Source organism: Corallococcus sp. AS-1-6 (genome assembly GCF_020037015.1).
GTDB lineage: Bacteria > Myxococcota > Myxococcia > Myxococcales > Myxococcaceae > Corallococcus.
This window is the reverse complement of sequence record NZ_JAIQDE010000013.1, coordinates 1-26,409: the sequence shown is the minus strand read 5'-3', so window position 1 is coordinate 26,409 and position 26,409 is coordinate 1. Positions and strand designations below refer to the sequence as shown.

At 69.6% G+C, this 26,409-nt stretch carries 24 protein-coding genes; 15 read left to right on the top strand and 9 right to left on the bottom strand.

Translation table 11 applies throughout. The features are described from left to right. Positions 1–19 precede the first annotated feature (19 nt). Genes K8612_RS19330 through K8612_RS19270 form a run of 13 tightly spaced genes read left to right on the top strand, consistent with a single transcriptional unit; the run spans position 20 to position 16,755 of the window. Positions 20–1,864 carry a hypothetical protein gene (locus K8612_RS19330; RefSeq protein WP_223763352.1) on the top strand — a complete coding sequence of 615 codons (1,845 nt, stop codon included), beginning with the start codon at positions 20–22 and terminating at the stop codon, positions 1,862–1,864. 9 nt (positions 1,865–1,873) lie between these two features. Continuing rightward, positions 1,874–2,599, top strand: coding sequence for a hypothetical protein (locus K8612_RS19325; protein ID WP_223741555.1), 726 nt, complete (start codon positions 1,874–1,876; stop codon positions 2,597–2,599). Positions 2,600–2,615: 16 nt separating this feature from the next. Then, positions 2,616–2,930, top strand: a complete 315-nt coding sequence (locus K8612_RS19320; protein ID WP_223763351.1) for a hypothetical protein — start codon at positions 2,616–2,618, stop codon at positions 2,928–2,930. Between the two features lies 1 nt (position 2,931). Then, positions 2,932–4,086: a phage late control D family protein gene (locus tag K8612_RS19315; protein WP_223763350.1), complete on the top strand. Its 1,155-nt coding sequence runs from the start codon at positions 2,932–2,934 to the stop codon at positions 4,084–4,086. Positions 4,087–4,089: 3 nt separating this feature from the next. Continuing rightward, a complete protein-coding gene (locus K8612_RS19310) occupies positions 4,090–4,896 on the top strand; it encodes a phage baseplate assembly protein V (protein WP_223741552.1) in 807 nt (268 codons plus the stop codon). Then, positions 4,897–5,250 carry a hypothetical protein gene (locus tag K8612_RS19305; protein ID WP_223763349.1) on the top strand — a complete coding sequence of 118 codons (354 nt, stop codon included), beginning with the start codon at positions 4,897–4,899 and terminating at the stop codon, positions 5,248–5,250. It abuts the gene before it with no gap. 16 nt (positions 5,251–5,266) lie between these two features. Then, positions 5,267–5,488: a hypothetical protein gene (locus tag K8612_RS19300; protein ID WP_223763348.1), complete on the top strand. Its 222-nt coding sequence runs from the start codon at positions 5,267–5,269 to the stop codon at positions 5,486–5,488. A 9-nt stretch (positions 5,489–5,497) separates the two neighbouring features. Continuing rightward, entirely contained in the window at positions 5,498–5,869 is a 372-nt protein-coding gene (locus K8612_RS19295; RefSeq protein ID WP_223741549.1) for a GPW/gp25 family protein, read from the top strand. Positions 5,870–5,872: 3 nt separating this feature from the next. Next, a complete protein-coding gene (locus K8612_RS19290; protein ID WP_223741548.1) occupies positions 5,873–7,480 on the top strand; it encodes a putative baseplate assembly protein in 1,608 nt (535 codons plus the stop codon). After that, entirely contained in the window at positions 7,477–11,577 is a 4,101-nt protein-coding gene (locus K8612_RS19285; protein ID WP_223763347.1) for a two-component regulator propeller domain-containing protein, read from the top strand. The genes K8612_RS19290 and K8612_RS19285 overlap by 4 nt, the downstream gene beginning before the upstream one ends. Positions 11,578–11,599: 22 nt before the next feature. Then, the gene (locus K8612_RS19280; protein ID WP_223741546.1) at positions 11,600–12,148 is read left to right on the top strand and encodes a hypothetical protein; all 549 of its coding nucleotides are present in this window, start codon (positions 11,600–11,602) and stop codon (positions 12,146–12,148) included. Between the two features lie 16 nt (positions 12,149–12,164). Then, positions 12,165–14,081, top strand: a complete 1,917-nt coding sequence (locus K8612_RS19275) for a hypothetical protein (protein ID WP_223763346.1) — start codon at positions 12,165–12,167, stop codon at positions 14,079–14,081. 22 nt (positions 14,082–14,103) lie between these two features. Continuing rightward, the gene (locus K8612_RS19270; protein ID WP_223763345.1) at positions 14,104–16,755 is read left to right on the top strand and encodes a choice-of-anchor X domain-containing protein; all 2,652 of its coding nucleotides are present in this window, start codon (positions 14,104–14,106) and stop codon (positions 16,753–16,755) included. A gap of 140 nt (positions 16,756–16,895) precedes the next feature. On the opposite strand, the gene K8612_RS19265 is transcribed toward K8612_RS19270, so the two are convergent. The 5 genes from K8612_RS19265 to K8612_RS19245 form a co-directional block, all read right to left on the bottom strand. Further along, positions 16,896–17,267 carry a hypothetical protein gene (locus K8612_RS19265; RefSeq protein WP_223741543.1) on the bottom strand — a complete coding sequence of 124 codons (372 nt, stop codon included), beginning with the start codon at positions 17,265–17,267 and terminating at the stop codon, positions 16,896–16,898. Between the two features lie 161 nt (positions 17,268–17,428). Next, on the bottom strand, positions 17,429–18,187 hold the full coding sequence (locus K8612_RS39585; RefSeq protein WP_223763344.1) for an immunity 52 family protein: 759 nt from the start codon (positions 18,185–18,187) through the stop codon (positions 17,429–17,431). Positions 18,188–18,198: 11 nt separating this feature from the next. Next, positions 18,199–18,474, bottom strand: coding sequence for a Tox-REase-5 domain-containing protein (locus K8612_RS19255; protein ID WP_223763343.1), 276 nt, complete (start codon positions 18,472–18,474; stop codon positions 18,199–18,201). Between the two features lie 40 nt (positions 18,475–18,514). Beyond that, positions 18,515–19,441: a hypothetical protein gene (locus tag K8612_RS19250; protein WP_223763342.1), complete on the bottom strand. Its 927-nt coding sequence runs from the start codon at positions 19,439–19,441 to the stop codon at positions 18,515–18,517. 229 nt (positions 19,442–19,670) lie between these two features. Then, positions 19,671–21,011: a hypothetical protein gene (locus K8612_RS19245; RefSeq protein WP_223763341.1), complete on the bottom strand. Its 1,341-nt coding sequence runs from the start codon at positions 21,009–21,011 to the stop codon at positions 19,671–19,673. 961 nt (positions 21,012–21,972) lie between these two features. Between K8612_RS19245 and K8612_RS19240 the strand changes: the two genes are divergently transcribed. Together K8612_RS19240 and K8612_RS19235 are read left to right on the top strand one after the other, a co-directional pair. Then, complete coding sequence (locus K8612_RS19240) at positions 21,973–22,371, top strand: hypothetical protein (RefSeq protein ID WP_223763340.1); 399 nt, start codon at positions 21,973–21,975, stop codon at positions 22,369–22,371. Between the two features lie 2 nt (positions 22,372–22,373). Then, complete coding sequence (locus K8612_RS19235; protein WP_223763339.1) at positions 22,374–22,742, top strand: DUSAM domain-containing protein; 369 nt, start codon at positions 22,374–22,376, stop codon at positions 22,740–22,742. Between the two features lie 135 nt (positions 22,743–22,877). Here the strand turns inward: K8612_RS19235 and tnpB are convergent, their stop codons facing one another. The 4 genes from tnpB to K8612_RS19215 all read right to left on the bottom strand — a co-directional run bounded on the left by tnpB (position 22,878) and on the right by K8612_RS19215 (position 25,067). Beyond that, on the bottom strand, positions 22,878–23,243 hold the full coding sequence (tnpB, locus tag K8612_RS19230) for an IS66 family insertion sequence element accessory protein TnpB (protein ID WP_223763338.1): 366 nt from the start codon (positions 23,241–23,243) through the stop codon (positions 22,878–22,880). A 257-nt stretch (positions 23,244–23,500) separates the two neighbouring features. After that, on the bottom strand, positions 23,501–23,902 hold the full coding sequence (locus K8612_RS19225) for a hypothetical protein (protein WP_223763337.1): 402 nt from the start codon (positions 23,900–23,902) through the stop codon (positions 23,501–23,503). After that, entirely contained in the window at positions 23,887–24,210 is a 324-nt protein-coding gene (locus tag K8612_RS19220) for a hypothetical protein (RefSeq protein WP_223763336.1), read from the bottom strand. The genes K8612_RS19225 and K8612_RS19220 overlap by 16 nt, the downstream gene beginning before the upstream one ends. Before the next feature lie 74 nt (positions 24,211–24,284). Continuing rightward, positions 24,285–25,067, bottom strand: coding sequence for a HipA N-terminal domain-containing protein (locus tag K8612_RS19215; protein ID WP_223763335.1), 783 nt, complete (start codon positions 25,065–25,067; stop codon positions 24,285–24,287). Positions 25,068–26,409 lie beyond the last annotated feature (1,342 nt).

Genomic DNA, 26,409 nt, shown 5'->3' with positions numbered 1-26,409 from the left:
AGGAAGGAGGGAGCGACGCATGGAAGAAGAGATCGTCACGCAGCTCGGCCTGCTCCTCACCCAGCTCCGGTTCACCCGGCGCGCGGTGGAGGACATCGAGCGCAGCACGGCCCGCTATGGCGGCTTCACCTTCGCCACCGCGCTCGCCGCCGGGCCTCGCTTCGGCGAGCCGCCCATGGTCTCCGGCGCCCTCAAGGTCTACGTGGTGAACATCAACGACCTCGCTCCGGGCAGCGGGATTGGCGGGTTCCTCGAGGGGCTGCTGGGAGGCATCGGCCGCTTCTTCGGAGGGTTCCTCGGCGGCATCGTGGGCGGGACGATCAGCGGCGTCACGATTCCCTTCATCATCGGCCAGCTCAACCGGCTCGCGGATCGCATCGAGCACATCCTCGCGGTGCTGGGGATCGGCACGGGTGCCGCGGCGACCCCGGCGGCCACGTCCCCCGCCACGCCCACCCCCACCCCCGGCGAAGGGATGAACCTCCTGGCCACGCTGGCGCAGGTCGAGCGGGTGGTGACCACCTTCACCGCGCTCTTCCAGGCCGCGTCCACCGGCCCCGACGCGGCGGCGCGCACCTCGCCCATGCCCTCCACCCCGGGTGGCGAGCGCTGGCTGGCGATGCTCACCGCCGCCTCCGCCATCCTCACCGGCATCTCGCACGTGGTGGACGGGCTCGTGCTGCTCGTGCCGCTCGTCATCGGGGCGCTGGCGTTCGTCATCACCCGCCTGGACGACGTGAAGCTGGCCTTCATGGACATGCTCCAGTTCATCCTGCGCAACGTGCTGCTGCTGCGCGGGGTGGTGCTCACCACGCTCTTCGACACCGTGTCCGCGGCGGCCCGACTGGCGGCCAACGTCCTCGGCATCCTCGCCACCGCCGTGGGGCGCATCCTCGGCTCCATCTTCACCATGGTGGGCGCGCTCCTGGACGTCGCGGTGACGGCCATCCGCTTCATCGCCAACGGCCTGCAACGCACCATCGATGCACTCCTGCGCTGGCTGGTGGAGAGCGCCTTCGTGGTGCTCACCAAGCTGGGTGACTCGCTGGTGTTCCGGTTCATCGTGCACGTGGTGCAACTGCTCCCCTCGATCATCCCTCCGTTGTGGGAGCTGAAGTTCGGCAAGCCCTTCACCGGTCCCGCCATCACCGCGCCTCCCATCGCGCCCCCCTCGTTACCCGGAGGCCCGGGCGCGCCCCTCCCGGCGTTCCCCGACCTGGCGACCATCATCGCGCCCGCCGCGACGGTCTTCAGCGACAGCGTGAGGACGGCCGCGGGCACCATCACCTCCGAGATGACCGACATCCTCGGCTCCGCGAGCGGCGCGCTGTCCGGGCTCAGCGGCTCGCTGGACGCAGCCGCCGCCCGGGAGGCCCGGGCCGCCGACCGGCTCGGCGACCACTACCGCACCGTCCGCGACCGCTCCCGGGACTTCGCCGCCGCGCTGACGCCCGCGGTGGAGGCCTCCCGGCGCGAGCCCGCCACCGGCTTCGAGGCCATTGCCCGGGCCTATGAGAGCTGGCTGGGCACCGGCGGCCTCGACACGCTGCTGGGCACCATCACCGAGCACTTCCGCCACGGGCCCACGTCCGGCACCGCGGCCACCAGCTCCCTGCCGGGCGCGGTGACCGCGGGCGCCGTCGGCGACCGCCCCCGAGCGACCATCGAGATCGACGCCATCACCATCCAGATCGCCCCGCCCGCCACGGGCGCCGCCCCCACGACGGGCGCGACCAGCAGCGTCTCCTCCGTCTCCATCGAGACGCCGGAGCTCTCCGTCGCCTCGCTCACCGAGCTGTTCCACGAGTTGGAGGAGCGAGGCTGGAACCCCGCGCTCGGCCCGCTCGTCACCCAGGTCACCTAGGAGGACTCCATGCCAGAGCGCTCGACCGGATACCTCGCCAGCCTGATCAACTTCCCGCCCCTCATCTTCCGCTTCCAGTTCAACCCGGAGATGTTGCAGGAGAAGAAGACCTACAAGTACCAGGAGGCCAACGGCTTCGGGCAGTGGGGCGCTGATCAGTTCGCCGCCGCGACCGGGTTCTTCTCCAGTCTCGGGGGGCTCAACAAGGACGTGAAGGAGATTGGCGCGCTCCTGGCCAACACCAAGCCCCTGGAGCCGGTGGAGGGAGAGCAACGGACGTTCGCGCTGGACTTCAAGCTCAACGCGACCATGCCGGGGCCCCTGGATGGGAGCCAGCACTACGCCGACCTCTCCCATCCGGAGCGGGGAAGCCTCGAGCCGGATCTGGCGCTGCTCCGCTCGTTCATGAACCCCTCGTGGGACATCATCGACGTGGGCAAGGCGCTCGCCGGCAGTCCCTCGTGCTGGAAGCGCCCGCCGGAGTGCTCGCTCATCTACGGGGGGCTGTCGGTCACCTGCGTGATGACCGACCTCAACATCAAGATGGTGGAGTTCTTCGACGACGGGAAGCCGAGCCGCGCCGACGTCACCGTCTCGCTCAAGGAGCAGACGTTCTCCGCCGGCCCCGTCGTTGACTACTTCAAGCGGGCCTTCGACGTCGGGCGCAGCTACGTGCGGCCGGGCATCGGCACCGACTTCGCCGCGGTGACCCCCATCGTCAACCTCTTCGTGTGACCGCGGAGCACCGACCATGCCCGTCACCAGCCGCTCCCGCTACTTCAACCAGCCCGTGAACCGGGTGCTCGACGCCTCCGGCGAGGAGCACGAGGCCATCGCGATCCGCCCGGCACCTCCTCCCGCGCCTTCGGGTGAGTCCCAGCACCTGATGTCGGGGCTGGAGAGCATCGAGTACCTGGCCTGGCGCTACTTCGGCACCAGCGATAGCTGGTGGCGCATCGCGGACGCCAACCCGCTCAAGTTCCCGCTCGACCTCTTCCCCGGCTCGAAGGTGACCATCCCCTCCTCGGCCGACGTCGGCCGGATGCAGCGGACGAGGAAGGTGTGACGTGGCGGATCCAACGCCCTTCATCAGCGTGCTGTGGCAAGGCGGGGAGATTGGCGGAATGGTCCAATCCGTCAACGTCGAGGACCACGACCGCCTCATCGACCGCGTCCGCATCGTCGTGGACGACCCCCGCGAGATCGCCGGGCACATCGTCGACGTGGGCCAGACCCTCAAGGTGGACCTCGGGTGGTCTGACGACCACGCCGTCATCTTCGAGGGCGTCGTCACCCGCGCCGTCCCCGAAGTGACCGGTGGCCGCCGCCGGGTGACCCTCACCGCGCTGGACTTCAGCGTGCGGCTGCGGCGCCACGAGCGGCCCAGCGAGGATCCTCCCTATCGCGGCAAGCTGAGCGAGATCATCCGCACCATCGTCAGCGCCCAGGACTACGGCTTCGTCGTCAGCCCGGACAACATCAAGCCCGACCCCGACCCCGAATACACCGAGGACAACGAGCTGCCGCGCCGCTCCGGCATCAACGACTGGGACTTCCTCCAGCAGCTCGCCATGGAGCACGACTGCCGCGCCTTCGTCGAGTACAACGAGGGCGCCTCGAAGTTCTACTTCGTGCCCACGCGCACCCTGCTGAACGGCGAGCCGATGGGAAAGCTGCACCAGTGCCCCGGCTTCACCGAGCTGCTGGACTTCCGCTACCAGCGCATCGCGTCCGGCGCGGCCCCCGCCTACACGACCAGCACCGTGGACCCCTCCACCGGCCAGGCGGTGAGCACCCACGCGACGCCTCCCGACCCGGTGGCGCCGCCCTCCGCCAGCGCCGACGTGCGCTCCCGCCTGTCGGAGGTCAGCGACTCGGATGCGATGGCCTACGACGCCGGCATCGAGGCGGCGGGGCGCGCGACCCGTTCGCCCACGGACCAGGTGCCCCAGCTCTTCCTCCCCGGGCTCCCCTCGGACCCGGCGCTGGCCGAGCGGCTGGTGCGCAGGGACCCGACGCGCGTGCTCGGCCTCGTGGGCGAGGGCACCGCGCGCGGCACCGTCCGCTTCCGCGCCAAGGGGCGCCTCACCCTGGAGGGCATCTCCGCCTGGGCCGAGGGCGACTGGTACGTCGCCCGCGTCAACCACGTCTTCACCCGCACCTCGAGCGCCAGAGAGCCGTTCTCCGGCACCTACCGCACCCGCTTCGTCGCCACCCGCTGAGCCATGATCCTCAACGACGACCTCCGACGCCACGCGGGCAAGTTCTACGGCAAGTACGCCGGCGAGGTGACCGACAACGACGACCCCCTGAAGCAGGGGCGTGTGCGCGTGCGCGTGCCCTCCATCTTCCAGGACAGCGCGTCCGTCTGGGCGCGGCCCTGCTTCACGTCAGGGCACTTCTTCGTGCCTCCCGTGGGCGCGAAGGTGTGGGTGGAGTTCGAGGCCGGCGACACCCGCTATCCGCTGTGGGTGGGCACCTGGTACCCGCCGGACACGGTGGTCGCGCCCGCCCAGCAGTCCCCGCCCGACACGCGCGTCATCCACACGCCCTCGGGACACACCGTCGAGTTCTGGGACGCGGACGGGGAGGAGAAGATCGTCATCAAGCACAAGGACGCGTCCTTCGTCGCGCTGGACAAGGACGGCGGCGTGCTCGTGTCCAACAAGAACGGCTCGCACCTGTTCCTGGACGCCAAGGAGGGCAAGGCCACCTTCATGGAGGAGCACGGCAACCTGCTCACCTTCAGCAACGACGGCGCGGTGATGGTGGGCAAGGACGGCGCCATGGTGGAGCTGAAGGGTGACACCGCGCACCTCATGGCCACCAACATCATCCTCCAGGGGACGACGGTGGCGTTGGGCGCCAACGCCGCGGAGCCCACCATCCTGGGCCAGACGTTCGCCCAGATGTGGAACCTCTTCATCGCCCACACCCACGCGACCGCAGTGGGCCCCAGCGGCCCTCCCGTGCCGCTGCCCGGACCGCTCGCGCCCGGAATGGGGCTGACCAGCTCGGTGGTGGTGAAGTGAATGAGCCTCTGCGACTTCCCAGCGCCGCCGCCGCTGTCGGTTCCGCTGCCCGCGCTGCCGGGACTGCCGGCCATTCCCGCCATCCCGTCGCTGCCTTCGCTCCCGCGGCCCCCGCCACTGCCCGCGGCGCCGCCGCTGCCCGCCCTCTCCGCGCCGCTGCCCGCGCTGCCGGGACTGCCGGCCATTCCCGCCATCCCGTCGCTGCCTTCGCTCCCGCAGCTTCCGCCACTGCCCGCGCCGCCGCCGCTGCCCACCCTCTCCGCGCCACTGCCCGCGCTGCCCGGGCTGCCCTCCCTCCCCGCACTCCCCGCCCTGCCCTCGTTGCCAGACCTGCCGCCCTGTCCCATCGACTGAGGAGTGCCCCTCCACCATGGCCCTCAACAAGACGACGCTCGCCACGAAGCTCAAGGACACCTTCAAACGGGCCAGGGATGAGTCCTGGTCCAGCGACCAGGTCGCGGACGGACTGGCCTCCGCCTTCGACGAGTACGTCCGCGCCGCGGACGTCGTCTCGGTGCAGGTCACGGTGCGCAACACGTCCAACGTCGTGATTGGCACGGGAACGCAGAGCAACACCGGCAAGCTTCAGTGAGGTCCCACCATGCTTGATGACATCCGTGGTTTCGGCTTTCCCTTCCGCATCGACTCCCAGACAGGCGGCGTCTCCTGGGCGCAGGGCGACCAGAAGATCCGCCAGAACGTGATGCTCATCATCGGCACGCGGCGCGGCGAGCGGCCCATGCTGCGGGAGTTCGGCAGCCAGCTCCACGCGCTGACGCAGAGCCCGAACGACCAGGCGCTGGCGGAGCTCATCCGCACCCAGGCCCGGCACGCGCTGCTGCAATGGGAGCCGCGCGTCGTCATCGCTGACGCGACGGTCGCGCAGACGGAGGACACGCTCCACCTGCGCCTGAACTACTTCCACACCAACGAGCCGGCCTCCGGCGCGCAGATCACCTTCCCGATCGGGTGAGCCATGGCCGCCGCGTCCGTTCCCGTCGACTACACCAACAAGGACTACGCCTCGCTCCGGCAGGCGCTGCTGGAGCTGGCGCGCTACCGCCTGCCGGAGTGGACCGACCGCTCTCCGGCGGACCTGGGCGTCCTGCTGGTGGACCTGTTCTCGTACATGGGCGACGTGGTCCTGTACTACCAGGACCGCATCGCCGCGGAGAGCTTCCTCCACACGGCGTCGGAGCGCCGGAGCGTGATGCACCTGCTCCGCCTCCTCGCCTACGAGCTGGCTCCGCCCGCGCCCGCCTCGGCGGACCTGCGGATCACCTTCCGTCCTCCCACCGGATCGCCCGTGGTGACCCTCGCGAACGGCACCCAGTTCTCGGCGCGTGGCGCCTCCGGGGAGCTTCTCTTCGAGTACCTGGGGCCGACGTTCACCATCGACCTGAACTCGGACCAGGTGCAGGTCATCGCTGGCGGCAAGCGCGTCTATGACGGGCTCCCGGTCACCCAGAGCGCGTCCGGCGCGTCGGAGATCCTCGGCTCGTCCACGGGCGAGCCGAACCAGTCGTTCCCGCTGGCCCGCTCGCCCCTCATCCTCGACTCGCTGGTGGTGGAGGTGAACGAGGGCGGCGCTGGCTGGGTGCGGTGGGACCGGCGAGAGAGCCTGCTCTACAACGACTCCGGCGACGGCCGTCCCAGCCTCTCCACGCCGGAGTCGCGCCACTACTACGTCCAGTTCGACGAGGAGGACCGCGCGAGCGTGCGCTTCGGCGACGGCGTCTACGGGCGGCGCCCGCCCGCGGGGGTGAACAACCTCCGCGCCACGTATCGCGTGGGAGGCGGCGCGGCGGGCAACGTGCCCGCGGGGGCCATCTCCCGGGTCCGCAGCTCAGGTCTGGCGCAGTGGGTGGACTCCGTCACCAACCTCCTGCCGGCCGCGGGAGGCACCGACCACGAGTCGCTCGCGGACGCCATCCGCTTCGGCCCGCTGGCGTTCCGCTCCGGCCAGCGCGCCGTCACCCTGGACGACTACGTGGTGCAGGCCCACCGCGCCGGGGGCGTGGCCAAGGTTCGCGCCCGCAGCCGGGGCTGGAACGTGGTGGAGCTGTACGTGGCGCCCGAGGGCACCACCGTGCGCCCGGTCCCCGAGGACCTGCGGCGGCGGCTCATCGCGTACTTCGAGGCCAAGCGGATGGCGGGCACGTTCGTGGACGTGCTCGACGCCACCTTCGTGCCCATCGACCTGAGCGCGGACGTCGTCTTCGACCGCCACTTCCATGGAGACGCCGTCCGCCAGGCGGTCGAGGCCGCGGTGAGGGACGTGCTGGCGTTCGACAACGTGGACTTCGGCCAGTCCATCTACCTGAGCGACCTCTACGCGCGCATCGAGGCGGTGCCCGGCGTCCAGGCGGTGACCCTCACCCGCTTCCTCCGGCACGAAGCCCGGACGGAGGACCTGGACGTGAAGCTGCGAGAGGCGTCGCTGCCGCCCCTGGATCAGCTCCCGGAGTTCGTCCGGAAGGGGCTCCTGGTGGACGTGGTGCCGGACGGCCGCATCGACGTCGGTGAGTTCGAGATCGCCGGTCTGGGCGAGCTGAAGGTCCGCATGCAGGAGGCCGTCCGGTGAAAATCGTCGGATTCCAGGCGCGGGGGGACCTGGTCGGCCGGCGCGTCCGCGTGTCCTGGGAGTTCTGGCCCGAGGAGGGCGAGACGCTGGCCAGCGTGCCTCGCGTCATCCTCCGGCGGAAGCACCGCGACTTCGAGTACGTCCTCACGACGCCGGCCGCCTACCTCGTCTATGACAGCGGCGACTTTCCGCCCGCGGATCCGCTCGCGCTCGTCACGGAGCTGCCAGGCTGGGAGGAGCGGCGGGACGACGGCACGCGCCAGGTGGTGACGGCCCTGTCCGTGGCCCGCTCCATCGGCGGCCGGAACGTGGAGGTGACGCGCCGCACGCTGCGGCAGGTGCTCGCCGAGGACGGCCGCGCGCTGCGACAGCAGGTGGAGATCCTCGACCTGGGAGGGCAGCCCGAAGCCCTGCTGCCGGGGGAGCCCTGCTACTACCAGCTCTTCAGTCCGGCGCTCCCCGCGGACGCGCCGCCGGAGCCCTACCGCGCCACCGCCACGCCCGCCGAGAACCACGGCATGGGCCGCACGCTCTACGAGATGCTGCCGCAGATCTACCGGCGGCACGACGTGGTGACGCGTCCGAGCACGCCCGGCGACGACACCGTCCCGGAGATGGCCGGCCGCTCCGGTCAGCTCCGCCGCATGGTGGACCTGTTCGGCACGGCGCTCAGCGCCCTGCGCTCCAGCGCGGAGGGCCTGCGGCAACTGCACGACGTGGACGCGGTGGACGCGCGCTTCCTTCCGCTGCTCGCCAGGTGGCTGGGCTGGGAGCTGGACCAGGCGGCGAGCGCCGCGCGGCACCGCAATGAGATCAAGACGGCCGCGAAGCTGTACCCCACCATCGGCACCCTTCCCGGCCTCCGGGCCCTGGTGACGCAGTACACCGGCTGGTCGAGCCAGGTGGTGGAGTTCGCCCAGCAGGTCGTCCGCTCCAATCAGGCGCCCCGGTACAACCTGTTCGCCTCGGTGGAGCGCGGCGGACAGTGGTGCGGAGCGGATGACGCCTCGCCCCTGCTCGGCTTCAATCCCGGCAACGACGACGTCTCGGGGACGGGCACCACCGCCGCCCAGCTCCTTGGCACGGCCGCCGAGCCCTTCGCGCTCCATCCCGGCGCCTGCCTGACGCTCGCGGTGGATGGCGGACTGCCCTCCACGGTGCGCTTCGCGCCCGGGGACTTCGCCAATCTCGCGGCGGCCACGGCCGCCGAGGTCGCCGCCGCGCTCACCGCCACGCATGATCAGCTCATCGCCACGGCGTCCGGCGGCCGGGTGCTGCTGGCGACCAAGAGCGTGGGCCCGTCATCCGCGCTGCGGGTGCTGCACGAGACCCGCTCCCTGCTGTCCCTGGAGGGCGCGCCCGCGGGCCGCCTGAGCACCTTCCAGCAGGCCGGGCGCGGCTACCTCTTCTTCGAAGCCCGGGACGCCGCGGCGCCACCCGAGCGCCCCCAGTTGATGTCGGTGGGCCCCCAGTCCACGACGCCACGGGAGACGGCGCGCGAGACGCCGGGGAGGTTGCTCTACAAGACGCGCGTGGACGACGCGTGGCGGAGCGCGCGCGTGGCGCCTGGAACCAGCACGGTCTCCCGGGGAGCCCCCGCCGCGGCGCCGCTGCCGGACGGCCGCGTCCTGCTCTCCTGGCTCGAGTCGCCGGAGGCCAACGAGGCCCGGCACCGCTTCGCCCTGGGGCGACCGCGCGCCGCGAGCCCTGCCCGGCTCCATGGCACGCGCCGAGGCCCCTTCGTGCTGACGCCGGGGACCCGCGTCCACGTGGCCACCAGCGCGGGCGGGCCCGAGACCTTCACCGTCGTCGCGTCGGATTACGCCAACCCGGCGGCGGCCACGGCGAACGAGGTCGCCTCGGCGGTGGCCTCGCAACTCTCCCGCGCCAGGGCGGTGGTCGAGGCGGATGGCACGCTCCGCCTGGAGACGCTCGCGACGGGCGGCGCGGCGACGCTCCAGGTCGACCTGGCCCAGTCCACCGCGGCGCGAGCGCTGGGCTTCGGCCCGGGAGCGGCGGGTCCGGCGCGCGGCGACTTCGACGACGAGCTCGACTGGAGCGCGGAGGGCTGGCTGCCCACGGTCAGCCCGGGACGCCACGCGCAGCTCTCGGCGGCCTGGGATGACACCGTGGGCGGGTTGCGCCTCGCGTGGGCCGGCCACCGGGGCCTGCCCTGGAAGGTGTGGCTCTCGCTCTGGACGGGCCGCTCGGCCATCGCCACGGCGGGCGGCGTCGCCCTGCGCTCCGAGACGGGGGCAATCACCCTGCTCTCCACCGCGCAGGGACTTCCGTCCAATGACATCCGCGCGACCGCGCTCGACGCGGACGGGACCTGGGCCATCGCCACGGCGAGCGGCGCCGTGCTTCGCAAGGTCAACCTCACGGCGGTGGTGCTCAACACCGGCGCCGGACTTCCCTCCAATGACATCCGCGACGTGGGCTTCGAGCCGGGTGGCGGGCTCTGGATGGCCACCGCGGCGGGCGCCGTGCTCCGGCGGGCCGATGGAGGCCTCCTGGTCCTCACCACGGTCCAGGGACTGCCCTCCAACGACGTGCGCCGCGTGACCATCGACCCGGACGGAGGGGTGTGGTTGGCCACCTGGGGGGGCCTCGTGCGGCGCCACCCGGAGGGCGCGCTCACCGTCTGGACCTCGGCCAACAGCGGCCTGCCGTCCTCCAACATCATGGCGGTGGCGCTCGCCGCGAACGGTGTCCCCTGGGTGGCCACCGTCTCCGGCCTGAGCATCCTCCGCGACGGCGTCGTCGAGCCGGTCAGCGGACCTCCGCCACCGGCGGTCCGGGCCATCGCGTTCGACTCCCGGGACGCGGTGCTGTTGGCCACGGCCTCCGGGCTCGCCATCCGGAGCGGCGACGGGCCCTGGGTGGTCTCCGGCACCGCGGAGGGCCTTCCCTCCAACGACATCCGCTCCGTCTGGTGCGCGCCGACCGGAGAGACCTGGGTGGCCACGGCGGCGGGCGCGGCGGTGCGAGGGGCGACCGGAAGCTGGCGCAGGGTCGGCACCACCGAGGGCCTCCCCTCCCTGGACGTGCGCCACTTCTCCGGCGTGTGGTCCACGCCGCGCGTGGCCGCCGCTGGCGGAGCGGCCAACGTCGAGCCCTCGCTGGTGGTCGACTCGCAGGCACGCGCCTGGCTGCTCTGGAGTCAGCGGCAGGGCCTGGACGCGAACGACAACTGGACCCTGCGGCAGCGGCGCTTCAATGCCTCGACGCTGGCCTGGGAGGCGGAGGCGGCGCTCACCACGCCCCCGGTGGGAGGGCGCGCCGCCGACCGCGAACCCGGCGCGCTTCCTGGCGCCGCGGGCGCGCTGCGCGTGTTCTTCCGCTCCGACCGCTCGGGAGGCGACGGGCTGCACTGGCTCACGGTGTCCTCGACCGGCACGCCGGGCGCGCTCAACGCGCTGCCCGCGGACATGGCGAGGGACCAGGCCCCCATGCCGCTCCTCTTCCCGGACGGCACGACGTGGCTCGGATTCCGGAGCGACCGCGGCGTCGCGCTCGCTCAAGCCGAAGCGCCTCCACCGGCCTTCTCACCGGCCCGCTCCGCGCGCCTCCCGGACCCGGGCTCGCTGCGCAGGTACGCGGCCTCCACGACCGTGACGGTGGACGACGTCGTTCGCAACCGCGAGCGCCGCGCCTTCGGAGACCTGCTCTCCTACACCCCCCAGAAGCCCCGCGGCGTCCCGGACGAGCCGCTGACGGACGACGACCTCTACACGCGCGGCACGCTGGGCCTGTTCCTGAGCCGCGGCCGGGTCGGCAATGAGATCACCGGCGACGAGGTGGAGCGGCTGCGCTCGCTGCTGGCGCGCTTCCTGCCCATCAACGCGCGGGCGGTGGTCATCGTCCGGCCGGAGCCGGTCGTGGAGCTGCTCTACCCCGCGGGCGCGGACATCGTGGAGAGCTACGCGGACAACCACCCGATAGTCGAGGCCTATCCGGGCCCCATCACCGACTCGACGTCCGCCGTGCTGCCCGGCTGGGGCGTCCTGCACTCCAACCATGTCGATGAAGTGTCGGTGGACGCCACCGACCCCACCACGCTCCGGCGGCGCACCTGGTACCGGCCGCCGGAATGACAGCACCGAGGAGACCACCCGAATGAGTCTCGTGGAGAACCCCGCCGAGGGGCTGAAGGGGATGTTCAGGGACGTACTGCGCGATGCCCGGGGCGAGGTGCTCTGGGATCGCGGCTGGAAGAACAACGCCATCGTGGGCGACTGCCGGCGCGTGCTGGCGGGCTTCCTCGCGGGCACGCCCACCACCACGCTCGGCATCAAGGGGCTGGCCGTGGGAGCGGGGCTCGCCGCGTGGGACGCCGCGGGGCCTCCGCCAGCCACTCCCGCGCAGACGGCGCTGGTGGATCCGAACGCCTACGTGGTCCCGAATCCGGGGAGCGCGTTCCAGATCAACTTCCTGGATGGCGGCACCATCACCACGACCCCCACCAACCGGCTGCAGATCAAGGTGACGCTGGGCCCCAACGTCCCGCCCTGGCCGGACGCGAACCACACCACGTCGGCGCTCCGGGAGTTCGGTCTGGTGGCGCGGCTCAACGGCGTGGACGTGCTGCTCAACTACGTCACGCACCTGGTCATCAACAAGGATCCCGCCAGCACGCTGGAGCGGACCATCTGGCTCGTCTTCTGAACCGAGGCACTCCGACATGGCAATCATCTCCGCCGACACCTTCCGCCCCCTGAAGCGCCACATCGGCGTCCGGCTCCAGCAGGGCGTTCCCATCGTGGACGCAGACTGGAACGAGCACGAGGACATCCAGAGGTTCGAGCTCCGGGCGTACCTGAAGTGGTTCGTGGGCGACGGCATCCCCGAGGGCACCGACGCCTTCCGCGTGGTGGGCCAGGGCCTGGCCAACGACTTCCTCATCAGCGCCGGGACGCCCCCCACGGTGCTGGCCACGGACCCGGTGGAGCACGCGCTGCGAGACATCGGGCGCCTGCTCATCGACGGCCGCGACATCCTGCTCGACGCGGACCTCCGCTTCCGCCAGCAGGCCCTGCACGTCAGCCAGCCGGGGGCCTCCACGCTGGCCGCCACCCTGGGGGTGCCCACCGTTCCGGAGCTGGCGAGCATCAACGGCGACCTGCTCATCTACGTGGATGTCTGGGACCGGCTGCTCACGCCCGCCGAGGACCCTTCGCTGGTGTTCCCCGGCCTGGGCACGGAGAGCTGCGCGCGCTTCAAGCGCGAGTGGGTCATCCGCGCGCGGGCGTCCACCACGGTGCCCCAGCTCACCTCGCCCGCGGATCCCGACTATCTGGCGGGGCACAGCTACTGCGCCATCGCGCGGGTGACCCGCCGCACCACGAACGCGAGCGTGCTCTCCACCGACGTCACCGACCTGCGCGCGCGCCGGCTCCTCACCCCGCCGGCGACGCTCATCGAGGACACGCTGGGCATCACCCCGGACCGCTACCGGCTCGGCCTCGACCGTCCGCCCATCAGCCTCCGGGATGCCATCAACGCCCTGCTTCGGGGAGAGATCCCCAGCTCGGCGGACCAGGCGTTGACCCTGGACCCCAACCAGGACATCTCCAAGCGAGCCTTCGCCTTCGACAAGGGCAACGGCATCGTGGGCGCGTGGCATTCCTCCCGGGTGGGCGGCACCTATCAGGTGTTCATCAGCCGCATGTCGCTCGGCAACGTCCCCGCGGGCTTCAGCCAGGTGCCCGTGCAGGTCACCTCGGGGAACACCCACTCGTTCCCCAACCTCGCGGTGCTCCCCAACGGCGACATCCTCATCACGTACCAGGAGATGAGCAACGGCGGTGACTACAACGTGCACTTCAAGCGCGGCCCCTACGCCACGCTGAACACAGCGACCGAAGTGCCGGTGGCCGCCACCACCTCGAGCGAGACCGTTCCCACCGTGGTCATCAGCGGCAACATCGCCGTGTTCCTCTGGAACCTCACCTCGGCGAGCAGCCAGTACTGCTTCCGCCGCTACCGGCACACGGACAGCACGTGGCTGGATGCCAGCCCGGTGACCCTCTCGCCGTCCCCGTCCACGGTGGGCCTCCACGCCGCCGTGGCGGAGAACGGCATCGTCTGGTGCGCCTTCCGGTCGTCCGCGTCGCTGCTGATCTTCACCCTGGATCCGTCGTCCGGTGTCGTCAACATGCAGGCCAGCCTCTCGATCGACTCGGGCACGGCTCCAGACCCGTTCATCCTGCCCACGAAATCGGGACAGGTCTGGGTGTTCTGGCAGGGCAGCTCCGGGGTGTGGTCGGCACGCTTCACCAGCGGTGCCCTGGAGTTCACCCAGCCCCTCCCCTCCGGCGCGGCGAACGACCGCAATGTCTCGGCGGTGGAGGACGCCTCGGGCGGCGTCTGGGTCTACTTCGCGCGGGGAACCCCCGGCCGCCTGTTCCACACCCGGCGCGACCCCGTCAGCGGCGCCTGGAGTCCCACGCGGCAGGTGACCACGCCTCCCACGGACACCTATTCCGACAGCCTTCCCTTCGCGCTCCAGGCGGCGGACCGCTCCACGTGGCTCTTCTGGCAGAGCGACCGGGGAAGCAACCTCAACATCTTCTACAAGCAACTCATCACCAACATCTGACTGAAACATCGGGGGGATACACATGCCAGCCATCAGCCCGACGGGCCTCGGGGCCACGAGCTATGCCATCACGGCCTCACGCCGCATCCAGGCGGACCTGAAGTTCGACTTCTTCCTCGGGTCCGAGCACCCGTTCACCGTCACGTATCCGACCGGCGCGACGGGCGTGCAGATCACCCTGAGCCGGGGTGGGACGTCCCTGAACCTCCTCCCCGGCCCCATCAACGACTTCTCCACCTTCGGGAACAGGACCGTCATCACCTCGTCCTCGCCCGCGGGCGCCAACACCGTGCTGACCTGCACGTTGTCCGTCAACTCGACCGAGGTCCTGGACGAGGCCTGGACGGTGCGCATCACCGCGGACGCGGCGGTGGACTGGGCCTTCGGTCAGAACGCCAACTCACCCGCCGACCCCACCATCACCCGGCTGATGTGTGATCCGGTGGCGCAGATCTCCTCGGTGGTGCCCTCGGCGCCGCAGGAGAAGGACGCGGTGCTGTTGACCGCCGGGTTGGCCAACGGGCTCGGGACGGTGGTCGGGCCCTCGACGCCCGCCTTCTATCGATGGAGCTACACCGGGGACATCGTCATCTCCGGGTTCTCCTCGGCTGCGAGCGCCAGCCAGACCCATGCCTTCAACGCGCCTGGCGTGTATGGGTCCAGGACCGTCACCCTCTCGCTCGAAACCTGGCTGGAGGGTGACAGCATGACGCCGGGGTTCCTCACGGCCTCGGCGACACAGCCGATGACCCTCACCCCCCGGACGCAGCACCTGATGCTGGTGCTGGACCGCTCCGGGAGCATGGCGGGGGAGCGGTGGAACAACGCGGTTGTCGCGGCCCGAATCCTGGCGCAGATGTATCTGGCGCTTCGCGCCGGCGTGTCCGAGAAGGACCACGTCGGCATCCTCACCTTCGAGGATGGGACGGCCACCTGGCGCCCGTTCTACGGGCCGGACGTCGGCATCGAGCTGAAGCTGCCCCTGACTCCCGCCGGGAGCGGAACGGGCATCCCGGGGCTGTGTTCCCTCAACCTCGGCGCTCCGGGCAACTGCACGCCGATTGGCGACGCGTTGATCGAAGCGATGCGGAAGCTGGCTCCCCTTCATTCGGCGGCGAGCCCGCCGAAGTACCACGTGGTGCTGCTCACCGACGGCTACGAGAACAGCGGCTCGGTGTATCTGAAGTCCACGCCCTCGGCGGTCGCGGCCGGAGCCCAGTCCTTCGCCAGCCGGCGCGCCTCCACGGTGGGTGGCTCGGTCCTGGGCCCTGTGGACGCGAACATGGCGCTCTACCCCATCGGGCTGGGGGCCACCGTCGACGACGAGGTGCTCAACCAGCTTGGCTGGGCGAACACGACGTCGCCCACTCCGTACCGCAACATCACCCAGGTCTCGCAGCTCAAGCAGGCGTTCGCGCAGATGGTGGGCTACTCGCAGGAGGCGCAGGAGCTCATCTCGGCCGCGAGCCCGGCCGCCCTCGAGGCGCTGCTGATGGGCGTGGACGTCCCGGATGATGCCGGCGCACCCACCGCGAGGTACGTGGCCGTCGAGCCCAAGGCGAACCGGCTCATCTTCGCGGTCCAATGGGGCGCGGGGACGCACACCCTCGAGCTCGCCCGGGCGGAGGCTGGCGGCGCCTTCATCCCCATTTCGGTGCCCGTGGCGGCCTGCACGAGCCACGGCTTCGTCACCGTCGACCTCGCCTCGATCTACGGCGGGGAGGCCCTGGTGCCGCAGACCTTCTGGCGCATCGTCCACAAGGACGGCGGAGCGGCCACCGTGATTCCGCCGGACGACCTCCTCGCCTACGTGGACCTGACCACGAAGCTGGACGTGACCCTCGACAAGCGCGAGTACCGCACCGGGGACACGATGCGGGTCACCGCGAGCCTCCGTCAGGGGAACAAGCCCATCCGCGGCGCGAGGGTGAAGGTGGAGCTGGCGCGCCCCGGCGAGTCGCTGGGCACGTTCCTGGCCGTCAACTCGGGCCTCTACAAGCCTCGCCAGTCCGAGCCGGGAAAGGGAGGCGACGTGCCTCCGCCCAAGGAAGACATGCTGCGGGTCCTCATGAAGGCGAAGAAGCTCGACAGCCTGCTGGTCCCCGGCCCGCCCGCGCTCTTCCCCGACGGCAGCTCGGACCTGCGGGATGACGGCGCGCACCATGACGGCGCGGCGGACGACGGTGACTACGCGAACGTCTACACGCAGGTCGACAAGGAAGGCGTCTACACCTGGCGCATCAGCGCGGTCGGCAGGCTGGAGGATGGGAGCGCCTTCACGCGGGTGATGACGGTCTCCACCTGGGCCGGCATCCGTCCGGACGCAGCGTCCTCCATCATCACCTATACGCACGACCTCCCGGCGCCCCGGGGGATGGCGGCGGTCCGGGTGTCGATCTCCCCCCGGGACCGTTTCAAGGAGCACCTCGGGCCCTTCCGCGGGGACGAATTGAAGTTCGAGTCCGACGTGGGCACCTTCGAGGGCGACATCACCCAGGACCTCGATGGCACCTACCACCAGGTGCTGTACTACCCGCTCGGCCAGAAGCCCCAGGTGACGATCCACTTCGCGCACGGCAAGGCCTCCGCGCCGCTGCCCATCTTCCCGGTGACGGAGAGCCTCCTCTGCCGCTTCTTCAAGTGGCTCGCCCACCTGTTCTGCAAGGACTGCTGAGCAACGGCCTCGACCTCTGAGAGGGGTTGAGGCCAGGGAAGAAGCCTGGCAACCCGTGGTGGATTGCCAGGCCTCTCATCAAAGCCACATCAAGGCGGGAGCAGGACTCCGCGCAGAGGAGCGCGAAGGCCCGTCCGCCGTCAGTTGCCGCGGTAGGTCGTGTTGAGGATGCCGATGCCCGCGGCTTCCACATACAGGCTGACGGACGTGCCCTGGGTGGCGGCCTGGGTGGCGCGCTCGAACAGGCCCAGGCGCTCGGCCTCGCTGTACTGGTAGCCGCCGGCGGAGGCGCCCGAGCCCAGGTAGTAGTAGCTGCCGACGAAGCTCCCCGTGCAGTTCGCCGCGGTGTTCACCTGCACGACCACGTAGCCCTGGCCGTAGGTGGTGTTGGGTTGCTTGGTGTACGTCGCCGCGCAGACGTAGCCATTCACCGTGATGGGGGCCGCCAGGGCCGTGCTGGCGAATCCGACCGACATCATCACCGCCGAAACAACGATGGACGCTCGCTTCATGGTGTTGTCCCCTCAAGCCGTTGGCTGAGGCCACCGCGCCCGGGATGGGCGTGGGGCTCCGGAAAGCGTTTCTGCATTTCCGCTCGAACCAACGTGCGGGACGGTGTTTTCCCCTCACCTCTTTTTCGCCATGAGGCGAGTGCTCGTTCCGCGTCCGAGGGTCAGGACGAACCGTCCTGCATGAGGCCCGCCCTGACCAGCAACTCGCGCACCCGTCGAGCCAGCGCCACATGCGCTGGATTGGCCACCGTGAAGCGCTCCGGAGTCAGGAGGATGAGCGTGCCCTTGTCCTCCACCGGCTCAATGCGCACCGGAGCTGGGAGCGGCGGCACCGTGCCGCAGCGGCGTGAGAGGTACGTGATCCAGCCCAAGGAAAAGGGGGCCGAGTCGGGCTCCCGGTACTGCATTCTGTAGGCGCTGGAGCCTGCCAACGCCCAATCCGGCTCCCAGGAAGACACCATGCCGCGCACCACGTCCGTTAGCACCGGCGTCGTGAGCAACCGGCCCGCATTCGCGCCTTTCGATGGCAGGGAAAGCACGCAGTGGTTGGAAGCGGCTTCTGAAGACATCCCGCCATTGATGCGCAGACTCGCGAAATCATCACCGTTCCCACCGTTGTCGAAGGAGAAGCGAAAACCCAGTCGCTCGATGGCCGGCCCTCCCTTCTCGCGGTTGACGCCTCGCTGGAACAGCTCAGTCAAGGTGGGCACATCAGGCGGCATGAGGGGCACATTGCGCGCGTCCTTGCGTGACCTGGCTGGCTTGTACCATTGGGCCAGAAGGGGGTCGCACGAAGCCAGGAGGTTGAGGAAGGTTGCTGTTCGTCGAGCACACGCCTCGGGTGACTCCTGACGCGGGCCCCAGTAGGCGCCAGCCGTGTAGCTTTCAGGGTAGGTCTCAGGTTCGGACTTACCGGTCACGTTGTTCTCTCCTACAGCGCCGGGGTGTGGATGACCTTGATGCCTTTGACTTCCGCGTCCTCAAGAAGCCTCCGGATGGCATCCGCGGCATGCTTCTCCGCGACGTGCCATTCGATGGGAATGCCCATACCCCGAATCGTGTCGCTCTGTCGCTGGGCCTGGTCAATGAGCCCCTGTGCTCCGGAGCTCCGGAACCACTCCCTGGGCTCCAGCCCCTCGAAGAACTTCGCGTAACCGGGCCCCTTGGCCTCCAGCAGCACGCCGTCCTTGAAGCCGTCGAACTTCACGCCGCCGGCCTGCGGGCTCGCGCCCCCGACCCAATACGCGTCATCCTCCGGATGATGACGCCCCAGGGCCGCCGCCGAGTGCCACAGCCGCGCGCCCTGCTGGCGCCGCGACGCGCTCCAACGCCAGCGTCCCCTCCGCCGTCAGCGAGAGCACCGGCACCGAGACTTCCGCACCCAGCGCCATCCCCTTCAGCGTCCGCGTCGTAGCCGAAGCCGCGCCCCCGGTGATGAGCAGGCCCGTCGTCAGCCGCGATACCTCGCGGATCTGCTCACCGCGGGTCATGGACTGGAAGCGCTCCCAGTACATGGGCGATGACGTGATGAGCGCCGCCACGCCTCCTGGCAGGTTGCTCAGCCCCGCGAGACTGTCCACGGGGCGCGTCAGCAGTTGGCCCAGCGCGTGGTACAGCTCCACGAACGTATCCTCGGCTCCATCCAGGGTGCGGCTGACGACGTCCGCGTCGCTGTACACCTCGGCCAGGGGCCGCCAATCCGAAGGCTGCAACTGCTCGTCCACGGCACGGAAGACGCCGCCCTTGCCGCTGTAGAAGCGGCCCAGTTCGAAGTTGCCCGCGCGGAAGACACCCTCCTTCCACTCAACGGACGCCACTTTCTGCTGCGTGTTCCCGTCGAGGGCCCACGCGAGGTATCCATCCGGCCGCAGCACCGCAATCTGCTCCCGGGCGAAGCGCTCCACCCGATGCAGCAACTCCTCGCGCGAGACTTCCCCGCCTTCCAGCACTTCGCGCAGCAGGAAGCCCGCCGTCATGCGACGCGGGAAGGCGCCCATCGTCACGGGTTTCCGAATCAGTTGCTCCAGCAGCCGCGCGGCCTGAGTGGGAGTCAGCGAGCCCCCCACCAGGGGGCGCGCGTCCTGGTCCTCCAACCCCGCGTCCGTCAGGAGCTTCTCCCAGGCGTCATCCCTCGCGTCACGGGGAGCGAGGCCGCCGCCCACGGCCCCAGCCATTCCCGACGTGTCCTCTCGGAGATTCCGGTGGCGCGCCATGCGCTCCCCGGAAGTCGCAAGGGAGGTTCGCGATGAGGCCCGAGTGGGGGGCACCTCCTCCTGCGGCGACTGCTCCCACGCTGGTGTGGGGGCTGCGCGCTGCGTGTAGCTCAAGCTCGGGCCACGACGAGGCGCGGGCGACACCGAAACGCACCCCGTCGACAACGTAACGAGGGCCAGCAGCAGGACGTCAGCGCGCATTGTCCACCCCCAGGCCCAGCGAGGCGAATGCACCCGGCAGTAACGTGCCCACACCCTCGGGGAACAGCAGCGTGCCCGCCGTGCCCATGGCGTAGAGCTTCCCGTCCAACAAACGCCAGCGCAGCTCCGCCCCGCCCAGGTAGCGCGCTCCAGGTTGTCCCGCCCCCACCGCGAGCCCCTTCAAGGCGACTTCCACGGAGCGCTCAAAGAGCTGCACCACCGCGCGGCCGTCCACGTCGAAGCGGCCCCAGTTGAAGGCCTCCACCCCCAGCGACAGCTTCAGATGCTTGTGGACGCCCCAGTAGTGGACCGCGTCCCAGCCCACCTCTGCCTCCCCATAGGCCGAGTACCCGTCGGGGAAGGACGCCTCCGCCAGCGCCACGCCTTCCGGCCCCGCCGCCTTGAAGCGCGCCAGCTCATAGTCCGGGCCGAAGAAGCCCTGACGGAAGCCGCCGTGCTGCCGACGCCCCTCCAAACGCAGCAGCAGACGCAGCGTGGGCGTCCTCGCGTCCACGCCCGCGCCCACCACCACGCCCCAGGCACCGCCTTCACCCGGCTGGCCACCCCAGCCCGCCTGGACGTGCACTTCGTAGGTCGGCCGAACCACCACCACGGCCATTGCGTCCAGGTGCGCCAGCGTCACCGAGGGCGTCCGGCCTCCGGCGCGGCCCCAGTCGTGTACCGCCGACAGTGCCAGCGTGTAACGCGCCTTCTCGCGAGGCGGGCCGAAGAAGACGTGCTCCATGTCCACGGAGAACTCGGCGCCCATGAGGCGCGCGCCCAGCACGTCCGAGACGAAGGCCTCCGTGTAGAGGGGCCCCAGGGTGCCGGTGAGGAAGCCGCCCGCTGGGTGGTAGTCCGGGTTGAGACGTCCTCCGTAACGCCGCACGAGGTGCGCGGACAGCAGGCTGTAGCCCTCCAGCGCGCCGAACCAGACACCCACGGGGGCGTTGTCCGAGCCCAGCTTGAGGGCGCGCACCACCTGCCCGAAGTCCGAGGCGCTGTCCCAGTCCTCCCTCCGCACGAAGCCCGCGGCCCCGTCACCTCCCCACAGACGCAGCCGCACGGGCGTACCCAGATTGAGGCCAAAGTCCTCACCTCGCTCGAAGACAAGGGTGGGCTCCACCTGGAGGAATCCCTCGTCCGGGCCTCCGCCCGCGCGCGGCAGTAGGGACAACGTAGTCGCCTCCACGCGCAGCAGGTTGCGCCAGGCTTCGTCCACTGGGCGCCGTTCCTCCTTCACGGGCGGCACCTCCGGGACGTCTTCGGCCCATGCGGCCACCGGCAAGAGCAGCCATAGCCAGACAGCGCCACCTCGCATCATGCGCATCCACGCCCCCTGGGAGTGACACCTCCGAGGAGAGCAAAGGACACACGTCTGACATTCAGCACGGCACCTGCCGACTGCTCGCCGCTACAACATCCGCGTCGCCCTCAACGACTCGCCCTGGCTTGCGGGAAGCGGAAGAGCGTCCTGGCCGCCACCATCCGTGCTCCCCCCCGAGCCTGGGACCTACGTCTCCCTGGGCATTGCCGGCGGGGAGCTGCTGCGGGTTGCAGTGGAGTCCTTGGAACCGCTGTGTGGCACGGGGCAGTTCGTCCGGGGCGTTTGGTAGCGAGGGCCGCCTGTGAAGATTCTCAAGCGCCTCCGCGTGCCCCCGCCGCCGTCCCCTGCCCGGGCGACGTGACCAGCGGCAGACGTCGTGGCGCTGGAGGCCCATCTGCGCGCCCCTGCGGGCCCGTGTGGATGCGCGGCCAGTTCCCCTGCCCGTCCATGTCCCACGCGGCTGCGGCGCGTCCAGGCCCTGACGCTGCTGGAGGCGTCCACGTAGGAGGGGTGCTGGGGCCCATTAGCGTGGGCGACGGCAAGGAGCTGACCTTGTTCCTCATGCCCATGGTGATGCCGCCATGCCGCGTAGCCAGCCTCTTCATCCCGGCCAACCTGCTGCCGCAGTTCAACGCGGAGTGGGACTACTACGGCGCGCCCTGGCGCCTTCCCAACCTCGCGGGCGGGGGCTGGTTCCGGCCTAGCCTGCCGGTGCTGCACGTCATCACATACAGCAAGCTGTCCAGACAGGAAGCGACGGACCTGCTGGAGCGCATCCGCCCGGACCTCGTCCCGAGGCGCCCGAGCCCAGGTAGTAGTAGCTGCCGACGAAGCTCCCCGTGCAGTTCGCCTCCGGAGTCGGCCAGCAGGTGCGGCAGCGGCCCTATCCCGAGAGGGATTGAATTCCAATCAAATCAAGACTAAGCGGTCATCGGTGTACGGTCGGAACATCCGAGTCTTGGGTATGCTGGTGGCTGCGCTGGCGCTGGTGGGCGCGGGCTGTGGTGGCGGCGCCCATGCCCAGGCCCGCGCCACCCAGCCCAGCGCCACTGCGGTGTACCTGGCCCAGGCGCAATGTGGTCCCCAGGACTCCACCATCAGTTGCTGTGTGAAGACGCACCCGGGCAATCCCACGCGGTGCGGCGCCACGGAGTTGGAGGCCGAGGACATTTTCTTGTTCGCCCGGGCTGCAGAGGAACTCTCCCGCGACCTTCCGGAGTGGAAGCGCGCCTGCCTGGAGACGTACGTGCAATGCCAGGAGGACCACTGGTCGGGCTCCTGCTACGACTGCTTCCGGTACTGCGAAGGGCAGCGGGGGGAGTGGCCGGACGACAGGTGCCGTCCGAAGAGGAAGGGACGCTGAGCATGTACGAGGACGTCAACTGGGATGAGGTGCGCGCCCTCGCCGCCCGCGTGGAGTCGGGCGAAGCCTTGGTGCTCACCCCGGATGTGCGCGGGCTCCTGCTGCGAACGGCGCGAGAGGTGGCTATTCCCGAGGCCGATGCACAGGCAGCCATCCAGGACGTCACCACCGCGACAGCCCTGCTCCATGAGGAACGGGGGCGGATCCGAAGTAGCTCGATGCGGATGATGACCGCACGGTCCGAGGTCCGCCGACTCCGGCAGGAAGGAGACACCGCAGGCGCCCGGAAGGTGATGGAGGACCTGCTCGCCGTCGAGGTGGTCCCGCTCTACCGCGAGCTGGCGGAGATAGCCCTGGAGGACATGGACTGACGGGGCTCACGAGCACCGTGAGCACTGCACCAGCCACTCCCTCTTGAAGCTGGTCCCGCGGTTCGACTCCCTCAGCACGAGGGAGCCCTCGCGCGGAGCCACCTGGCCGCCGCGCCTCGCGCCCGCGCCGGGCCGTCAGGAGGCCGCGCGCCCGGGCGGAGACCAGGCCGCCGGGCGTCGCATCTGGGCCACGTCGATGCCGTCCAGCAGCATCGCCAGTTGCGTGGCGTCCAGCGTCACCGCCTGCGCGCCCGCGTCCACCGACGGCAGCCGGAAGCGGCCCGCCTCCAGCGGCTTGTAGAGGAGCACGAAGCCGCCCCGGCTCCACGTCAGCACCTTGATGCGGTCCCCCCGCCGGGAGACGAAGGCGAACAGGTGCCCCGAGTAGACGTCCTCGCCCCAGGCCGTGCGCACCAGCGCCATGAGGCCGTCAATCGACTTGCGCATGTCCACCGGCTCCACCGCCAGCACCACGCGCACCGACGCAGGCAAGGCGAACACGGCCTACCGCCCCAGCGCCGCGACGAGCCGGGCCACGTACGCCACGTCCGTGCCCACCGCGAAGCGCACCCGCGCTCCGCCCGCGGCCACCACCGTTGGCCGGACGGTTACAAAGCGCCGGAGCGCCGATTGGCTCGGGTGCGCGGAAGACGTCGACGAGGACAAGCACTGAGGCTGGTACGACGAGCCCCCGCTCCGCGCTGGAATGGCAGTGGGGAAGCAGCCGGTCGCGCGCATCGGCCGCCATCCGCGAGCACCTACCGCTTGGGGCGAATGCGCCGTCGCCGGCTCTTCGCAAGCGCCCCCAGAATCGCTGCTCGCCGTTGACGCCTGTCTTCGCCGAGCGACTCCGCATCCTCCACCTGCGGAAACACCAATGTCACAGCGCCGCCGAACGGCGCGAAGACACGCTTCAAGGTATCAAGCGTCGGGTTCGCATGTGGGTCGTCCTCAAGCTTGGCGACAGCGCGCTCCGAAAGCTTCACCACCTGGGCGAAGGCCTGACGACCGATCCCGAGGACACCGCTGCGCAGGATGCGCGCGGCATCACCGATTTGAAGCTTCCCTGCCGCCACCATGGCGGCGATCTCGTCGAGGAGCGCCTTCCGCTCCAGCGGTCGCATGCGCGCGACGTCGTCTCGATTCACAGTAGCGTCCATTCGCGGAGCTTCTGCTCCGTGCGCTGGAGTCCGATGCTCGGAAAACGCAGTGTCTCCTCCGGGAGATCGAATTCCATCAACAGTTCGGGAACGTCCCGGAGCCGCCCTGCGAACTCACGCAACCCCGCGCGGAGGAACGCCTCCTCCTCCCCGAAGCTCTTCAGCAGGGCGGGCCAGTCGATCGTCCCACCTGCCTCGAATGTGTCCCACCTCGTCGTCCGGGTGACTCCTTCGGGGTCCATTTTCGTCGGAGCGAAGTCATAGACAGGCGCGAACCGGACGACGTTGTCCGTCTTGAGCAACGCCATGCTCCGGCCGTGGGTTATCGGAGTTGCCGAAGACGAGGTTGAGCAGGTCTCGCTTGAGGTACTCAAGCTGCGCGTCACGCCAGTCTCCCGTCGCGCCAGGCGACGTCGAACCGTGGAAGCCACAGGCTGAGACCCGATGGGCCTTCTTCCAATGACATCCCGTCCGTGGGGATGGTGTCGACGCCCAGATGTGCCAGCGCGCGGTAATACGCATACTCGGAACGAAGCACGAGCCGGTCGAGGTGGCTTGAACCTCGGGCGAATTTGACAAGGTAGTGTCGGTCCTGGGTCGTCGGCTCGTCCTGCCAGACGTCGATCCACACCTGCTGCGAAGCGTCCTGTCGGACGAGGAGCTTCGGCGCATCACCCCCGGCACCTGTTGCCCCACCGACCTGGGCCCCCACGTCCGCCGCATGGTCGAGGAACCCATTTTCACGATCGATGACAGCCTGCCGCGGGAACCGGCGAGGCGGCGCCTCCTTGGGAGGCACTGCCTGCTCGATACGGAGGTTCCCCACGGGAGCGATCGTCCCACGGCACAGCACCTCCAGCTCATTCGCGGGCTCGGCGCGCAGGTCGAGCCGCCTCAGCCACCATCGCAGAGCGCTGCCCATGGGACGGAGGTCATCCAGGAAGCTGGGCCAGCGTCGACTGCAACTGGGACCAAACCCCACCGGGAGTCCCAGGCTCACGGACGCGAGCGGGACATCCTTGCCGATCCACTGGGTGAGATAGTCGAAGTCGTATTCGAAGTTGCACGCGCCTGCTTGCCCCTTGGCGGGTTCGGGGAACTCGAGGATCGCGGCGCGATGCCAGACGCCGCCAATCAGGGCTTGAAGGGTCAGCTCCATCATCATGAATCATGATGCATGAGCGGCCCTGGGGTACCATTTTTGATGCACTCAAGTGCATGAGCAGCGGCGATCGGCCTCCGCCAAATGCACTGAGGTTCGGTTACGCAAAAGAAAGAGCCTGGCAACCCGTACTGGATTGCCAGGCTCTTTCACTGTGGAGGCGGAGGGAATCGAACCCGCGCCGGGCGGTGCGAAAACCCCAACAGAATCGCGCCCTTACCTCGTAACCGCCCGGAATGATTGGGAGTCGATATCCCGCCGCGTCCCATCCCGTCCCGCCCTGTTTAGGCCCGTTCCGCAGGCTCACGCGACATAGACGCAACATGGCGGGAGCTTTCGCGGAGGGCTGTTCGACCTGCCACCGTGCTCACCGTGCTAGAGCTTCCAGGTCCAGGCCAGACACCAGCCGGTCACCTTACGCTTGCCACCGCACGTCGCAACAGTGACCAACCCGACGCAGCTCTCGTCCTCGCAGTGCTCATCGGCCCGACCACCACACCGCTGCACGCACGCGTCATTGGCCTGCGCGACCTCCAAGTAGCACTGTTTGCGGGCAGCCCCATCTTCAGCGCACCACGTGGCCCGGCAATCACGCCGGCCAGCACAGGAATTGAGGCAGTTCTGGCGCCGCTCGTCCGCAGCCCGCTTCTGCGTGTGGCAGGTGTCTTCACAGCTACGCTTCCAATCCCCGCCGGCCCATCCCTCGCACGCCCGATCGCCATGGCAGTCGCGGTACTTTTGCGCCAGCTTCTCGCCATTACAGTCCCTAATGCAGGGTTCCTCGTCCCAGAGATCTCCGCACGACGCGGTGCACTCAGCTTCCGTGCCACCCTCGCAGTGGTCTTTGCAGTTTCCGCACCAGCCCTCAGCAGCCCTCAGGCGATTGTCGCAATCACCAATGCACCCGTTGTTCTGCGGCGTAGCTGCGTCTGCGCGACTACTGATGCCAGCAACGGCTCCAACAGTCAGACCGACAAAAAGGGCTGCAACAGCAAATCGGGCGACGTGCATGTGTCCTCCTCAGGGGGGAGTTCCACGTCAGACGGAGTGCGGGGCCACGTATTCAAACTGGAGTCTCTGCTCGCTGAGGGGACGGCCTGCACTTGAAGCAGGAGTCCGCGTCAAAGATGGAAGGATTGCTTTGCCTTGACGCGATAGGTGCCTGAGATCGCAAGAGAGCCCAACGAGCATCAAGCTCGTCCGTTTAGCGCGTCGTGATGCTGTCCGGGGCTCGCCCGCCAGCAAGGGGGCTCTGAAGGTCCAGTTCGTCTAGCAGGCTGTTGAAGAAGCCCGGTTTGAAGGCATGAGACCGGGCTTCTCGTGCCCTCCGTTCTCAACCTTGTCA